Here is a 14,791-nt window from a genome sequence, read left to right on the forward strand (position 1 = left end):
CCCGTAGGACTACGAGATCGCGGTGCGCAGCCGGACCACGTCGATCGGCTCGGTCTCGTCGTGGGCCGTCAGGTCGATGACCTGGCCCACCGCGCGGGTCTCGTCGGTCGGCGCCTTGAACTCCGGCTCAGTGGTCTCCTGGGCGGACTCCGCCTTGTGGACGGCGAGGGCCTCGGCCCCGACGACGTCGGCGAGGTCCTCGTTCTGGACGGCCTCGATCGCCGCGCGGGCCTGCGCCGAGTTCTTCGTACCGAAGAAGTCGAAGCCGCCCTCGACCCGGGAGGCCGTGCGCCGCTGGGCCGCGTACGGGGTCATGGCGGCCGCCGGCCGGCGGGCCGGGACGGAGGAGGCCGGCGACGTCACGGGCAGCTCGCCCACGGCCCGTGCCGTGGGCAGCGCCCGCTCCTGCGCCTTGCGGGCCAGCGCGGCCATGGCCGCATGGGCCCGGGCGTAGCCGACGGAGGTGGGGGCGCCCGCCGAGGTGCGTTCCTCGGAGACGGCCGGGAGCTGCTTCGGGTCCGCCGCGGCCGGGGCCGCAGCGGCCTCGATGGCCAGCAGCCGGCGCTTCTCCAGGGCACTGGCGCGCTCGGTCTCGGCCGTCGCGTACCTGCGCAGCAGCGCCGCGTGCTCGCCCCGCAGGCCTGCCAGTTCGACGCGCTTGGCCCGCAGCTTGGCGTCGAGCCGGCCCCGCAGCATCCGGGCCTCTTCGAGCTCGGACTCCAGCTCGGCGATCCGCTCGTCGGTGCGCCACTCGTCCTTGACGCGCTCGCGGGCCAGTTCCGCGACGCGGCGGCCGGCGGCGCGGTCCCAGGAACGCATCACGACGGCGCCGGCGGTCCCGGCGGCCGCGGCGAGGGCCACGAGCAGCCGCAGCGCGGTCGCGTCGTCGGGGCCGGCCAGCAGCCAGGCCGATCCGGCGCTGGCGACGCAGACAGCGGCGACGGCCGTCGGAGTGAGCAGCCGGTGCAGGGGTTCGGGATTGCGGTGGCGTCCTCGGGGCATGGCCTGAAATTTACAGGGCGTGGGGGTCGTGCGGGATACCCACCCGGCAATCTGTTCCCGGGCAGTTACCCCGCATTTCCCCACCGACCGGCATGCACTACTTCTTCAGAAGGCCCTTCGCCTCCAGGTAGCTCTTCGCGACATCGGCGGGCTTGGCGCGCTCGGCGTCCACCTTGCGGTTCAGGTCGGTGAGGTCGGCGGTCGTGAGGACCTTGGTCAGCCTGTCGAGGGCGGCCGCGACCTCGGGGGCGCCGGCGTCCTTGGCGTTGACCACCGGCAGGACGTTGTCCGCGTTCTGCAGCTTCTTGTCGTCCTCCAGCAGGACCAGTCCGAAGCTGTCGAGGGTGGCGTCCGTGGTCGTGGTGAGCACGAGCTGGTCGACGCCGTCCTTGACGGCCTGCTTGGCCTGCGGGGTGCCGACGCCCTTCGGGTCGATACCGGAAACCTGAATTCCGTATGTCTTCGTCAGTCCCGGTCCGCAGAAGGGGCGGACGGAGCATTCGTCGCCCGCCGCGATCTTCACCTTCAGTCCCGACCTGCCAAGATCGGAAAGGGTCCGGACGTTGTTCTTCTCGGCGAATTCCTTGGTCACCGCGAATGCGTTCTGGTCTACGGCGGAGCCGGCGGGCAGCACCTTCAGCCCGAGCGGAGCGGCGAGCTTCTCCAGTCCCGCCACCGTCGCCGCGACGTCGCTGGAGGCGACCGGCTTCTCCTCGGGCGCCTTCGGCCCGTTCACCTTGGCGTTGAGGAACTCCGCCAGCGTGGCCGCGTACTCGGGGACGACGTCGATCTCGCCCTTCTCCAGTGAGGGCTCGTACAGCTCGCGGTTGTTGACCGTCTTGACGGCCGTGCTGTAGCCGGCGTCCTTGAGGACCTGCGCGTACAGCTCCGCCAGCACGTTGGACTCGGTGAACCCGGCGGCGCCGATCACCAGGCTGCCCTTGCCGTCCGCGGCGGGGGCGGCGCCGGAGCCGCCGTCCTTGCTCTTCTCCAGGCTGTCACCGCCGCACGCGGCCAGCGACACCGTCAGGGCCAGGGCGCCCAGGGACGCGCCGAGGACGCGCGTGGTCTTGGTCATGGAGTTGCTCCGTTCGAAAGAGAGGAGTACGGGAATCAGCGGGCCCGGGGCAGCAACCGGTCGGCCGCCACCAGTACGCCCTCCACCAGCAGGGCCAGGGCGGCCACGAGCAGGGCCCCGGCCACGACCTGGGACGTGTTGTAGGTGTTGAAGCCGGCGGTGATGATCCGGCCCAGGCCGCCCTGCCCGACCATGGCCGCGATCGTGGCCGTGGCGACGACCTGCACCGCGCCCGAACGCAGCCCGGTCATCACCAGGCCGCGGGCGAGCGGCAGTTCCACCCGCCAGAAGAGCTGCCCGCCGGACATGCCCATCCCGCGGGCGGCCTCCACCACCGAGCGGTCCACCTCGCGCATACCCACGTACGCGTTGGTCAACAGGGGCGGCACCGCGAACAGCACGAGGGCGGCCACCGTCGGCAGGTAGCCCGCGTTGCGCAGCGGGGAGACCATGAAGAGCGCCAGCACCGCGAAGACCGGTACCGCCCGGCCGGCGTTGGAGACGTTGACCGCGAGAGTGCCCCCGCGGCCGAGGTGCCCGAGGTACAGGCCGATGGGCAGCGCGACCGCGCAGGCGAGCGCCAGGGCCAGCCCGCTGACGTAGACGTGCTCGCCGAGCCGGTGCCAGACGCCGTTCTCCCCGGCCCAGTTGGCTCCGTCCGCGAGCCAGTCCCAGGCTCCTCCCACCACGCCCAAGCCCGTCAGGCCCCCTTCGCCGGAGCGGCGGTCCCGGCCCCGGCCCGGGTCCACGGCGTGAGCAGCCGCTGCACGGCGAGCAGCAGCAGGTCCGCGACGAGAGCGAGCAGGACGCACAGCACCGACGCGGTGAGCACCTGCGCCTTGAAGGAACTGTTCACCGCGGGGGCGATGAGGTTGCCGAGGCCGCCCTTGCCGACGATGGAGCCGACGGTGGTCAGCGCGACCGTCGAGACGGTGGCGATCCGCACCCCGGCGAGCAGCGCGGGCAGCGCCAGCGGCAGTTCCACCTGCCACAGCAGCCGTCCGGGCCCATACCCCATACCGCGCGCGGCCTCACGGACCTCCTCCGGCACGGCCTCCAGGCCGGCCAGGGCGTTGCGGACCAGGATGGTCAGCGAGTACAGCACCAGACCGGTCACGACCAGCGCCGCCGACAGGCCGAAGACGGGCAGCAGCAGGGAGAACATGGCCAGGGACGGCACCGTGTAGAGCAGGGTGGTGAAGGTGAGCACGGGCGCCGACCAGCGTCGGCCGCGGCGGGCCAGCAGGGCCAGCGGCACGGACACGACCAGGCCGATCAGGACGGACACACCGGTGATCCACACGTGTTCGACGGTGGCGTCGGTCAGTTCCTGGGAGCGGGAGGTGACGTAGTCCCAGCACAGCCAGTCGTTCGCCACCAGGCAGTTCTGCCCCGCCACGCACCCCACCCCCCGTCATGACACGTACGTATGCTCGACAGCCCGGCCTTGGACGACCCTAACCCCCGCCGCTGCCGATGGCCGGAATCTTTCGCACAGGGCAACACGCCCTTCACATTCGGGCGGCATACGTGGGGAAGGATGGGCCCGTGATCCGATTCGAGCATGTGACCAAGCGCTACCCCGACGGGACGACGGCCGTCGAGGACCTGTCCTTCGAGGTGGCGGAAGGAGAGCTGGTCACCCTGGTCGGACCGTCGGGCTGCGGCAAGACGACCACCATGAAGATGGTCAACCGGCTCATCGACCCCACCTCCGGCCGGATCCTGCTCGGCGGCGAGGACATCGCGGCCGCCGACCCGGTCGAGCTGCGCCGCCGGATCGGGTACGTCATCCAGCAGGTCGGGCTCTTCCCGCACAAGACGGTGCTGGAGAACACCGCGACCGTGCCGCAGCTCCTCGGCACCCCCCGGGCCGCGGCCCGCGCCCGCGCGGCCGAGCTGCTCGAACTGGTCGGGCTGGACCCCGCGGTGTACGGCGGCCGCTACCCGGAGCAGTTGTCGGGCGGCCAGCGCCAGCGCGTCGGCGTGGCCCGGGCGCTCGCCGCCGACCCGCCGGTCCTGCTGATGGACGAACCCTTCGGCGCCGTGGACCCGGTGGTGCGCGAACGCCTCCAGAACGAGTTCCTGACCCTGCAGAGGACCGTGCGCAAGACGATCCTGCTGGTCACCCACGACCTGGAGGAGGCGATCCGGCTCGGCGACCGCATCGCCGTCTACGGGACGGGCAGCATCGAGCAGTTCGCCCGCCCGGCGGAGGTGCTCGCCGCACCCGCCACCCCCTACGTGGCCTCCTTCGTCGGCGCCGACCGGGGACTGAAGCGGCTCTCCGTCACCACGGTCGGGGCCGGCGACCTGACACCCGCCGACGGCCAGGCTCCGCCGGTGTCGGTGCACCTGGGCGCGACGCTGCGCGAGGCGCTCGCCGCACTCCTGCAGGAGGACTCGGGCCGCATCGGCGTCACCGACCCCGACACCGGCGAGCTGGCCGGCGTACTGACCCCGGACGACGTCCACCGGGCGCTGCGCCGGGCCGAGTTGCAGGAGGCATGAGAAAGGGGCCCGACCGGTGGTCGGGCCCCTGCCCTGCTCCGCGGCCGTGCCGCACGGCCGTCAGGCCTGGATGCGGCCGCTCATCCACACCAGCATCGGCGGGATCTCACGGCGCCACGTGTTGAAGTTGTGGCCGCCGCTGTCGAGGATGATGGACGAGACCCGGTCCGGGCCCTGCACCTTCTTGATGAACTTCCGGGTGTCCGCCAGGTTCGGCTCGCCCTTCTCGCTGCTGGTGACGAGGAAGGACGTACCGGCCGGCTTCTTGTTCTCCATGACGTGGAGGATGTCCGCGCGCTTCTTCAGCTTCTGGTCGCCGTGGAAGAGGTCACCGGTCGTCGGGTCGTCCGGAGCGTCGTAGTACGCGGACAGGCCGGCCGCGGCACCGAAGGTCTGCGGGTAGTGCGCGGCGATCTTCAGGGCGCAGTAACCACCCGTGGAGTTGCCGATGAAGCCCATGTTCTCGGGCTTCTTGCCGACCCGGAAGGTGTCTTGAACGGCCTGCGGGAGGTCCACTCCGAAGAAGGTCTCGGTCTGCGGCCCGTCGGGGATGTCCACGCACTCGGTGTCCCGCGGCGGCGCCACCGTCGGGCGCAGCATGACCAGGATCATCGGCTTCATCTTGCCCGACTTGGACAGGCTGAAGGCCTTCATCGGGTAGTCGAGCCCCTTGATCAGGTTCTCGGCGGTACCCGGGTAGCCCGTCAGGACGATGGACGCCGGGAAGGTCTTGTCCTTGTACTGCGGCTGGAAGTACTCCGGCGGCAGCCACACGTAGCCCGGGCTCGTGATCTTCGACTTCTGCCCGGATATGGCAACCTTCAGGATCTGACCGCCCACCTGCGGCTTGGCGCCGCCGGGCACGTCCAGCTTCTGCTTGTCGACGACCTTGATGTCCTTGCTGCTCATCGAGTGGTCGACGACCTTGCCCATCGACGTCTCCCGACCGAACAGGTCGGCCCAGGAACCGTAGAACAGGAACGACTTGTTGGCCGCGAGCCCCACCGCCGAGAACAGCGCCAGCTGGGTCGCCAGCAGGAGCCCGATCCGGCCGGACACCGCACGCCAGGTGCGGCCCGAGAGCTTCGGCCAGAACCAGATGGTGGCGGCGAACAGCAGCACACCGGCGAGGACGGCCAGCGCCAGGACCGTATTACTGGTGAGACCCATGAGCAGTCAGTCGACTTTCTGATGGCAGGACTGGAAATTTCCGGCGGAAGAGTGAACCCGCTGTCCGTCGATGTCGTCCTAAGGGACGCACCACACACCGGAGGCTGTCGCGGCCTTCGGCCACATGATCTCTCGCGGAGCAACGGGAAGCGATGTCTAGCAGGATAGATGGCGATAAGTCGGGACAGGTTCCGAGCAGGGTCCGCCGAATCCTCCGAGGCCCACAGCCGGAGTCGGTGCCCGGCCTGGTAGGTACGGCCGTCACGATCGTCGGCCTTCTGGACATTGCGGCGGGCGTCTTCCCGCGGTTCCGGCACAGCCGGATCCACGCGGTCACCGAGGTGCTGCCCGGCTCCCTCGGCCCGTTCGCGGCCGCCATGTCCATCAGCGTGGGCGTGCTGCTCCTGCTGCTCGCCCACGGCCTCAAGCGGCACAAGCGGCGCGCCTGGCGGGCCGCCGTCGTCCTGCTGCCCGCGGGCGCGGCCGCGCAGTTCACGTACCGCCACTCGATCACCGGCGTGGTCATCGCGGCGGTGCTCCTGGCGCTTCTCCTGCGCCACCAGAGCGAGTTCAAGGCGCTGCCCGACCCGCGCAGCCGCTGGAAGGCACTGGCCAACTTCGTCCTGATGAGCGCCGGCTCCATCGGACTCGGCCTGGTCATCGTCAACGTCCACCCGGGCAAGGTCGTCGGCAACCCGGGCCTGTACGAGCAGATCACCCACGTCGTCTACGGCCTCTTCGGCTTCGAGGGACCCGTCGACTACGCGGGCCGGGTGTCCTGGACCGTCGGCTACTCCCTCGGCGCGCTCGGCATGCTGACCGCCCTGACCACCATCTACCTGGCCTTCCGGCCCGAGCACCCGGCCGCCCGGCTCACCGCCGACGACGAGGGCAAGCTGCGCGAGCTGCTCGCCCGCCACGGCGGCCGCGACTCCCTCGGCCACTTCGCGCTCCGCCGCGACAAGGCCGTCGTCTTCTCCCCCAGCGGCAAGGCCGCCGTCACCTACCGCGTCGTCTCCGGTGTGATGCTCGCCTCCGGCGACCCCATCGGCGACGTCGAGGCGTGGCCGGGCGCGATCGAGCGGTTCATGGAGGAGGCCAAGGCCCACTCCTGGACCCCGGCCGTGATGGGCTGCAGCGAGACCGGCGGCGAGGTGTGGACCCGCGAGACCGGCCTGGACGCCCTGGAGCTGGGTGACGAGGCGATTGTCGATGTCAAAGACTTCTCCCTCTCCGGCCGTGCCATGCGCAATGTCCGCCAAATGGTGAAGCGCATCGAGCGCAACGGCTACACCACCAAGGTGCGCCGGGTGAGCGAACTCACCGAGCAGGAGCTGGAGCAGGTCCGCGGCGCCGCCGAGGCCTGGCGCGGCACCGACACCGAGCGCGGCTTCTCCATGGCCCTGGGCCGGGTCGGCGACCCGGGCGACGGCGACTGCTTCATCGCCACCGCGCACCGCGTGGAGGAGGGCGACACCAGCCCCTTCGGCGACCTCAAGGCCATCCAGCACTTCGTGCCGTGGGGCAAGGACGGCATGTCGCTGGAGCTGATGCGCCGCGACCGCGGCGCCGACCCCGGCATGAACGAGCTGCTGATCGTCGCCTCCCTGGAGGCCGCCCCGTCCCTGGGCATCGAGCGGGTCTCCCTGAACTTCGCGATGTTCCGCTCGGCGCTGGCCCGCGGCGAGAAGATCGGCGCCGGCCCCGTCCTGCGGATGTGGCGCAGCCTGCTGGTCTTCCTCTCCCGCTGGTTCCAGATCGAGTCGCTGTACAAGTTCAACGCGAAGTTCCGCCCGCGCTGGGAGCCGCGCTTCGTGGTCTTCCGCGCCACCCGCGACCTGCCCCGCATCGGCTTCGCCGCGATGCAGGCCGAGGGCTTCGTGACGCTGGCCCTGCCCCGGCTCTTCGCCGCCCGCCGCCGTCCCAAGCCGGTCCGCACCTGCACGCACAACCTGATGGCGCCCGTCGCCAAGCAGCCGGAGCGCGAGGTCCAGCCCGCGTAGCGGGTCCCCGGCGGACCGGGGCCCGCCCCCGCTCCACCGGCCCCGCGGCCCCGCCGCCGCGCACCGTCCCCGAAGGCCCGGCCGGCCCCGCCGACCGGGCCTTCGGCGTACCCGGCCCGCCCCGCCGGCCCTGCCCGGGGGGGCGCCGCCCGGGCGGCCGGGGCGGACGGGGCAGCCCTACCCTGGAGCCATGGACAACAAGCGCGGAGCCACCGGCAGAGGTCGGGTCGCAGGTCTGCCGGAATGGGACCGCTGCGCGGTCATGGGCGTCGTCAACGTGACCCCCGACTCCTTCTCCGACGGCGGACGCTGGTTCGACACCACCGCCGCCGTCAAGCGCGGCCTCGACCTCGTCGCCCAGGGCGCCGACCTCGTGGACGTCGGCGGCGAGTCGACCCGCCCCGGCGCCTCCCGCGTCGACGAGGAGGAGGAGCTGCGCCGCGTGGTGCCCGTCGTGCGCGGCCTGGCCTCCGAAGGCGTCACCGTCTCCGTCGACACGATGCGTGCCGCCGTCGCGGCCCGCGCCGTCGACGCGGGCGCCGCACTGGTCAACGACGTCAGCGGCGGCCTCGCCGACCCCGGCATGATTCCGGCCGTCGCGGCGGCCGAGGTGCCCTTCGTGGTGATGCACTGGCGCGGCTTCAGCGCCGACATGAACAGCCTCGCCGTCTACGGCGACGTGATCGCCGAGGTGTCCGGCGAGCTGCGGTCCCGCATCGACGCCGTCGTCGCCGGCGGCATCGCTCCGGAGCGGCTGCTGGTCGACCCGGGCCTCGGCTTCGCCAAGAACGCCGAGCACGACCTGGCCCTGGTCGCGCACATGGCGGACCTGCGCGCCCTCGGCTTCCCACTGCTGGTCGCCGCCTCGCGGAAGCGTTTCCTCGGCCGGGTCCTGGCCGGCGGGACGGACGCCACCCCGCCGCCCGCCCGGGAACGGGACGCCGCCACGGCCGCCGTCTCCGCGATCGCCGCCCACCAGGGTGCCTGGGCCGTACGGGTCCACGAGGTACGGGCGAGCGCCGACGCGGTTCGGGTGGCCCGCGCGGTGGAAGAGGCACTGTGATCCTCATCGACCGACAGGGAGCACAGTGAGCAGAACCGACATCGAAGCGGTCGAAGAGGTCAACACGGCCTTCTACGAGGCCATGGAGCGGGGGGACTTCGACACTCTGTCGGCGCTCTGGCTGGAGGACGAGATCTCCTGCGTGCACCCCGGCTGGCCCGTGCTGTCCGGCCGCGGCGAGGTGCTGCGCTCGTACGCGCTGATCATGTCCCACACCGAGTACATCCAGTTCTTCCTCACCGACACCAAGGTGGCCGTGATGGGCGACACGGCGCTGGTGACGTGCACCGAGAACATCCTCAGCGGGGGCCCCGCCGAGGACGGCGGCGAGCTCGGCCCGCTCGTCGGCCAGCTGGTCGTCGCCACGAATGTGTTCCGACGCACATCCGAGGGCTGGCGCCTGTGGTCCCACCACGGTTCTCCCGTGCTGACGGAGTCCGACGAGGACGACGAGGACCCCGCCTCCTGACCCCGACGGCGGGTACAGGACTGTTTCGCAGGTAAATTCGAAGTCGGACGACGCCGACCGCACTCGGCGCAGGCCCATGGCCCCGGGGCAGCCCCGAGGCCGGAAGCACCTACGAAAGCAGGAGTGATTCGCGTGGATCGTGTCGCGCTGCGCGGCCTCAAGGCTCGCGGGCACCACGGCGTCTTCCCCCGGGAACGCGAGGAGGGCCAGACCTTCATCGTCGACCTCGTACTGCACCTCGACACCCGCCCCGCCGCCGCCGGGGACGACCTGGCGAAGACCGTGCACTACGGCGTGGTCGCCGAGGAGGTCGTCGACGTGGTCCAGGGCGAGCCCGTCGACCTGATCGAGACCCTGGCCGAGCGGATCGCCCAGCAGTGCCTGAAGCACGAAGCGGTGGCGCAGGTGGAGGTCGTCGTCCACAAGCCGGACGCGCCCATCACCGTCCCCTTCGACGACGTGACCATCACGATCACCCGGAGCCGCGCATGAACAACGGACTGAACGCCCCGAGCGACCCCACCGTCCAGCCGGTACCCGCATCCGTCGTCGAGACGGTCGACGCGGCGGACGTGACCCTGTCCAACCCGAAGTGGGCCGTCATCGCGCTCGGCGCGAACCTCGGCAACCGCCTGGAGACCCTCCAGGGCGCCATCGACGCCCTCGGCGACACCCCCGGCCTGCGGGTCAAGGCCGTCTCCCCGGTCTACGAGACCGAGCCGTGGGGCGTCGAGCCCGGCTCGCAGCCCGCGTACCTCAACGCCGTCATCGCCGTGAAGACCACCCTGCCCCCGTCCTCGCTGCTGGAGCGCGGGCACGCCATCGAGGAGGCGTTCGACCGCGTCCGCGAGGAGCGCTGGGGCCCGCGCACCATCGACGTCGACATCGTCGCCTACGCCGACCGCGTCTGCGACGACCCGGTCCTCACCCTGCCCCACCCGCGCGCCCACCAGCGTGCCTTCGTGCTGGCGCCCTGGCACGACATCGACCCGGAGGCCCAGCTCCCCGGCCGCGGCCCCGTCTCGTCCCTCCTGGCCGGAATCGGCCTGAGCGGTGTCACGCCGCGCCCCGACCTGGAACTCCACCTCCCCGAGTAGTCGTTAGTAGCCTGTTCACGGCTACTCGCTGAAAGTGGGGAACGGGCAAGTGAAGCAACTGAGGCCGGCGGTCCTGGCGGGCATCTTCGTGGTCGCCGGGGTCCTGTCCTGGGCCGGCGCCCGGCTGTGGAACGCGTACGGCACGCTGCCGGGCGTTCCGCTGGCCGCGCCGATCGTGCTGGGGGCCATCGCGGCGGTGCTGCTGGCCACGGCACTGTCCCTGAGGGCCCGGCTGAAGGCCCAGCGCGAGCGCCGGCCGGGGGCCAAGGGCGTGGAGCCCCTGATGGCGGCCCGCGCGGTGGTCTTCGCGCAGGCCAGCGCCCTGGTGGCCGCGCTGGTCGCGGGCATGTACGGCGGTGTGGGCGTCTTCCTGCTGACCGAATCCCTCGACGTGCCCGCCCGCCGCGACCAGGCCTGGTACGCCGGATTCTCGGTCCTCGCGGGCATCGCGGTCATCGCGGCCGCCCTCTTCCTGGAACGCGTCCTGAAGCTCCCCGAGAACGAGGACCCCACCCCCGAATCCCCGGCCCCCGCCTGACCCGGCCCCCGCCGTCAGGTCCTCCGGGGTTACGCCTCCCACGGCCCGCGGACCAGGTGTCCGCTCACCAGGAAGCCGGGGTGAGGTGTGAGCCCGAAGCAGTACAACGTGGAGGGCTTGGCGCTCGGAGCCCGCGGTGTGACCGCCCTGACCTCGACCCACGCCGACTCGTCGAGGTCGAGTGTGTGCTCCTCCGCCTGGAACGTCCCCCGCTTCGGCCAGCTGTCGGCGACGATCAGCCGCGACGCCAAGCCCTGCGGGCGGGGGGTGAACCGCGCACCGACAATCTTGGCGATCTCCGCCAAGAAAGGGACGTTCGAGCTGATCAAGACTCTGGCGGGCCATCGAGTGACCCGGTAACCGTCTCCGTCTTCGTAGCCGTCCAGGAACCCGTTGAAGGTCGCCGCGTCTCTGAGCACGACCCTCGGAAACCGCTGGCGCATATGGTGCGGGTCACCGCCGACGTACTGCCGCATGAGGTCGGCGAGGTACGAGGAGACGACGCGCACCCGAAAGCCGGGTACGTCACGGCCGAGGTAGCCGGAAGGCCTCGTCACGGCTTCCAGCCGCGCGGGAAGCCCGGTGACGTGCGTCAGCGCGTTGGCGTACCTCTCGGCGAACGCCTGGTCGTTCACCACCAAGGACAGGTAGTTCTTGCCCACCGTGCCGTCGGAACACGTCGCCCCCACCACGTAACCGAACTTGTAGCCGGGACGGATGGAAAGCCGTCCGCGACGCAGTTTGCGGGCGGGCGCCCAGGCCACTACGGTGCCGACGGCGTCGCGCGCGTGGGTCCATCCGTCAGGAGTCCACAGAAGCTGATCGGGAGCCACGGCGAAGGTCGCGTGGTCCGTCGCGACGTCGACGAGGGATCGCGTCCTGGCCACTTGCACCTCGGTGACCTCGGTCTGTTCGCTGCGGCCTCCCCGCAACGTCCACAAGCGATCCCCCGGCCGAACATCGCGGGCCCGCAGCCGCCCGCCCACGGCATTCACCGTCTGCCTGCTCGGCACGCCCCACACCATCGTTCCCCCTCCGCGAACCGGTGTCTCGGAGGGGGAACGTAGCGGACAGCACCGACAATGCGGCTAGCGCGCCATGATGAGGCTCATCGCCTCGGCCCGGGTGGCAGTGGCGCGGAGCTGGCCGCGCACCGCGGACGTGGTGGTCTTCGCTCCCGGCTTGCGGATGCCGCGGACCGACATGCACATGTGCTCGGCCTCGACCACCACGATCGCACCGCGGGCGTCGAGGATCTCCATGAGGGAGTCCGCTATCTGCGTCGTAAGACGTTCCTGCACCTGCGGCCTGCGGGCATAGACCTCCACGAGGCGGGCCAGCTTCGACAGGCCCGTGATCTTGCCGTTCTCCGCCGGGATGTACCCGACGTGCGCCACCCCGTGGAACGGCAGGAGGTGGTGCTCGCACAGAGAAACGATTTCGATGTCCTTCACCAGGACCATCTCGTCATGTCCCAGGTCGAACACCGTGGTCAGAACGTCCTCGGGCTTCTGCCACATGCCGGCCAGGATCTCCCGGTACGCGCGTGCCACGCGGGCCGGGGTCTCCAGCAGGCCCTCGCGGTCCGGGTCCTCGCCGACCGCGATCAGGAGCTCTCGGATCGCCGCCTCGGCGCGCTTCTCGTCGAACTCGCCGATCGTGCCCTCGTCACCGGTCAGGGTCACTGGGTCGGTCATCTCTTCCTCGTTCCTGTCCGCACACGCGGTCGTACAAATGTGCCGCGCCCCCCAGGCTAGAACCTGGGGGGCGCGGCTTCCATTCCGGGTGGGTCGGGCCCCGGTTACTCGGGGCGGTCCTCCGGAGCCACCTCGATGCCCTTCTCCGTGGAGACCGGCGCGACGGAGGCCGTGCCGTTCGCCGCGTTCGTCAGCTGCAGCTCCTTGGGGGAGAGCACCGGCGGACGGGTGGAGGGCGTGCGGCGGGAGGAGCCGGTCCACGCGGGGCGGGCCGGGCGCTTGACGATGGTCGAGAAGATCTCGGCGATCTCCTCCTTGCCCAGCGTCTCCTTCTCCAGCAGCGCGAGGACCAGGTTGTCGAGCACGTCGCGGTTCTCGACGAGGATTTCCCAGGCCTCGTTGTGCGCGGTCTCGATCAGCTTCTTGACCTCTTCGTCGACCAGCGCCGCGACCTCTTCCGAGTAGTCCCGCGGGTGCGACATCTCGCGGCCCAGGAACGGCTCGGTGTTGTCGCCGCCGAACTTGATCGCACCGAGACGCTCGGTCATGCCGTACTGCGTGACCATGGCCCGCGCCGTGGCGGTGGCCTTCTCGATGTCGTTCGCCGCGCCCGTGGTCGGGTCGTGGAAGACCAGCTCCTCGGCCGCGCGTCCGCCCAGCATGTAGGCCAGCTGGTCGAGCATCTCGTTGCGCGTGGTCGAGTACTTGTCCTCGTCGGGCAGGACCATGGTGTACCCCAGGGCCCGGCCGCGGGACAGGATCGTGATCTTGTGGACCGGGTCGGAGTTCGGCGAGGCCGCCGCGACCAGGGCGTGTCCGCCCTCGTGGTACGCGGTGATCTTCTTCTCCCGGTCCGACATGATCCGGGTCCGCTTCTGCGGGCCCGCCACGACGCGGTCGATGGCCTCGTCCAGCATGTGGTTGTCGATCAGCTTCTTGTCCGAGCGGGCCGTGAGGAGCGCGGCCTCGTTGAGGACGTTGGAGAGATCGGCGCCGGTGAAGCCCGGGGTGCGACGGGCGACGGCGCCCAGGTCGACGTCCGGGGCGACCGGCTTGCCCTTCTGGTGGACCTTGAGGATCTCCAGACGGCCCTGCATGTCGGGACGGTCGACCGCGATCTGCCGGTCGAAGCGGCCCGGGCGCAGCAGCGCCGGGTCGAGGATGTCGGGCCGGTTCGTGGCGGCGATCAGGATGACGCCGCCCTTCACGTCGAAGCCGTCCATCTCGACGAGCAGCTGGTTGAGGGTCTGCTCGCGCTCGTCGTGGCCGCCGCCGAGGCCCGCACCGCGGTGCCGGCCGACGGCGTCGATCTCGTCGACGAAGACGATCGCCGGCGCGTTGGCCTTGGCCTGCTCGAACAGGTCACGGACACGCGAGGCACCGACACCGACGAACATCTCGACGAAGTCGGAACCGGAGATCGAGTAGAAGGGAACACCGGCCTCGCCCGCCACGGCGCGCGCGAGCAGGGTCTTGCCGGTGCCGGGCGGGCCGTAGAGCAGCACACCCTTGGGGATCTTGGCGCCGACGGCCTGGAACTTCGCCGGCTCCTGCAGGAACTCCTTGATCTCATGGAGTTCCTCGACGGCCTCGTCCGAGCCCGCGACGTCGGCGAACGTCGTCTTCGGGGTGTCCTTGGTGATGAGCTTGGCCTTGGACTTCCCGAAGTTCATGACCCGGGAGCCGCCGCCCTGCATCTGGTTCATCAGGAACAGGAAGACGACGACGATGAGGACGAAGGGCAGGAGCGAGAGCAGCACGCTCAGGAACGGGCTGGTCTTGTCCGGGGTGACGGAGTACCCGTCCGGGATCTGACCGGCGTCGTACTTGGTCTGGAGGCTCTGGGCGAGCTGGACGCCCTGATCCCCGATGTAGTTGGCCTGGAATTTGGTGCCGTCGTGCTTGCCGAGCTTCTCGCCCTGCTTGAGCTCAATCTTGATCATCTGGCTGTCACCGGTGGTCAGCTTGGCTGTCTCCACCTGGCCAGTGTTGATCGCCTTGATGACCTCGCTGGTGTCCACCGACTTGTAGCCGCCGCCGGAGCCGACGACATTCATCAACACGACCACGGCGAGGACGGCCAGCACGATCCACATGACCGGCCCACGGAAGTATCGCTTCACGTCCATCCATACGGGGCGCCAGGCGCCCCGTCCCTCCTGC

The 14,791-nt window shown here is 70.7% G+C and carries 15 protein-coding genes; 7 read left to right on the forward strand and 8 right to left on the reverse strand.

Annotation, left to right across the window (positions count from 1 at the left end; all coding sequences use genetic code 11):
* Positions 1–9: 9 nt before the first annotated feature.
* From IF89_RS0109040 to IF89_RS0109055, 4 genes are all read right to left on the reverse strand, one after another.
* Entirely contained in the window at positions 10–1,002 is a 993-nt protein-coding gene (locus IF89_RS0109040) for a hypothetical protein (protein WP_030763847.1), read from the reverse strand.
* 97 nt (positions 1,003–1,099) lie between these two features.
* Positions 1,100–2,080 (reverse strand): ABC transporter substrate-binding protein, encoded by a 981-nt coding sequence (locus IF89_RS0109045; protein WP_030763850.1) that lies wholly within the window; start codon positions 2,078–2,080, stop codon positions 1,100–1,102.
* Positions 2,081–2,115: 35 nt separating this feature from the next.
* A complete protein-coding gene (locus IF89_RS0109050; RefSeq protein ID WP_030763853.1) occupies positions 2,116–2,775 on the reverse strand; it encodes an ABC transporter permease in 660 nt (219 codons plus the stop codon).
* A 5-nt stretch (positions 2,776–2,780) separates the two neighbouring features.
* Positions 2,781–3,479: an ABC transporter permease gene (locus IF89_RS0109055; protein ID WP_030763855.1), complete on the reverse strand. Its 699-nt coding sequence runs from the start codon at positions 3,477–3,479 to the stop codon at positions 2,781–2,783.
* A 149-nt stretch (positions 3,480–3,628) separates the two neighbouring features.
* Between IF89_RS0109055 and IF89_RS0109060 the strand changes: the two genes are divergently transcribed.
* Positions 3,629–4,591 (forward strand): ABC transporter ATP-binding protein, encoded by a 963-nt coding sequence (locus IF89_RS0109060; RefSeq protein ID WP_030763857.1) that lies wholly within the window; start codon positions 3,629–3,631, stop codon positions 4,589–4,591.
* Between the two features lie 60 nt (positions 4,592–4,651).
* Here the strand turns inward: IF89_RS0109060 and IF89_RS0109065 are convergent, their stop codons facing one another.
* Complete coding sequence (locus IF89_RS0109065; protein ID WP_030763860.1) at positions 4,652–5,761, reverse strand: alpha/beta hydrolase; 1,110 nt, start codon at positions 5,759–5,761, stop codon at positions 4,652–4,654.
* Between the two features lie 152 nt (positions 5,762–5,913).
* On the opposite strand from IF89_RS0109065, the gene IF89_RS0109070 reads away from it, so the two are divergent.
* From IF89_RS0109070 to IF89_RS0109095, 6 genes are all read left to right on the forward strand, one after another.
* Positions 5,914–7,764: a phosphatidylglycerol lysyltransferase domain-containing protein gene (locus IF89_RS0109070; RefSeq protein WP_030763862.1), complete on the forward strand. Its 1,851-nt coding sequence runs from the start codon at positions 5,914–5,916 to the stop codon at positions 7,762–7,764.
* A gap of 190 nt (positions 7,765–7,954) precedes the next feature.
* Positions 7,955–8,827 (forward strand): dihydropteroate synthase, encoded by an 873-nt coding sequence (gene folP / locus IF89_RS0109075; RefSeq protein WP_030763866.1) that lies wholly within the window; start codon positions 7,955–7,957, stop codon positions 8,825–8,827.
* 25 nt (positions 8,828–8,852) lie between these two features.
* Entirely contained in the window at positions 8,853–9,296 is a 444-nt protein-coding gene (locus tag IF89_RS0109080) for a nuclear transport factor 2 family protein (RefSeq protein WP_030763868.1), read from the forward strand.
* A 132-nt stretch (positions 9,297–9,428) separates the two neighbouring features.
* Positions 9,429–9,788, forward strand: a complete 360-nt coding sequence (folB, locus tag IF89_RS0109085) for a dihydroneopterin aldolase (protein ID WP_030010912.1) — start codon at positions 9,429–9,431, stop codon at positions 9,786–9,788.
* Positions 9,785–10,393 (forward strand): 2-amino-4-hydroxy-6-hydroxymethyldihydropteridine diphosphokinase, encoded by a 609-nt coding sequence (gene folK / locus IF89_RS0109090; RefSeq protein ID WP_030763871.1) that lies wholly within the window; start codon positions 9,785–9,787, stop codon positions 10,391–10,393. Before folB ends, folK begins: the two co-directional genes overlap by 4 nt.
* 49 nt (positions 10,394–10,442) lie before the next feature.
* Complete coding sequence (locus IF89_RS0109095) at positions 10,443–10,931, forward strand: DUF3180 domain-containing protein (protein ID WP_030763874.1); 489 nt, start codon at positions 10,443–10,445, stop codon at positions 10,929–10,931.
* A 29-nt stretch (positions 10,932–10,960) separates the two neighbouring features.
* Here the strand turns inward: IF89_RS0109095 and IF89_RS0109100 are convergent, their stop codons facing one another.
* The 3 genes from IF89_RS0109100 to ftsH form a co-directional block, all read right to left on the reverse strand.
* Complete coding sequence (locus tag IF89_RS0109100) at positions 10,961–11,944, reverse strand: hypothetical protein (RefSeq protein ID WP_234327706.1); 984 nt, start codon at positions 11,942–11,944, stop codon at positions 10,961–10,963.
* Positions 11,945–12,019: 75 nt separating this feature from the next.
* A complete protein-coding gene (gene folE, locus IF89_RS0109105; protein WP_030763880.1) occupies positions 12,020–12,628 on the reverse strand; it encodes a GTP cyclohydrolase I FolE in 609 nt (202 codons plus the stop codon).
* 104 nt (positions 12,629–12,732) lie between these two features.
* Positions 12,733–14,757: an ATP-dependent zinc metalloprotease FtsH gene (gene ftsH, locus IF89_RS0109110; protein ID WP_030763883.1), complete on the reverse strand. Its 2,025-nt coding sequence runs from the start codon at positions 14,755–14,757 to the stop codon at positions 12,733–12,735.
* Positions 14,758–14,791 lie beyond the last annotated feature (34 nt).

This window comes from Streptomyces sp. NRRL F-2664 (assembly GCF_000719345.1).
Taxonomy (GTDB): Bacteria; Actinomycetota; Actinomycetes; order Streptomycetales; family Streptomycetaceae; genus Streptomyces.

Bases quoted from the DNA above. Each gene is read 5' to 3' on its own strand.
- IF89_RS0109040 (WP_030763847.1), bottom strand. From the start codon at position 1,002: ATGCCCCGAGGACGCCACCGCAATCCCGAACCCCTGCACCGGCTGCTC.
- IF89_RS0109045 (WP_030763850.1), bottom strand. From the start codon at position 2,080: ATGACCAAGACCACGCGCGTCCTCGGCGCGTCCCTGGGCGCCCTGGCC.
- IF89_RS0109065 (WP_030763860.1), bottom strand. From the start codon at position 5,761: ATGGGTCTCACCAGTAATACGGTCCTGGCGCTGGCCGTCCTCGCCGGT.
- IF89_RS0109070 (WP_030763862.1), top strand. From the start codon at position 5,914: ATGTCTAGCAGGATAGATGGCGATAAGTCGGGACAGGTTCCGAGCAGG.
- folP (WP_030763866.1), top strand. From the start codon at position 7,955: ATGGACAACAAGCGCGGAGCCACCGGCAGAGGTCGGGTCGCAGGTCTG.
- folK (WP_030763871.1), top strand. From the start codon at position 9,785: ATGAACAACGGACTGAACGCCCCGAGCGACCCCACCGTCCAGCCGGTA.
- folE (WP_030763880.1), bottom strand. From the start codon at position 12,628: ATGACCGACCCAGTGACCCTGACCGGTGACGAGGGCACGATCGGCGAG.
- ftsH (WP_030763883.1), bottom strand. From the start codon at position 14,757: ATGGACGTGAAGCGATACTTCCGTGGGCCGGTCATGTGGATCGTGCTG.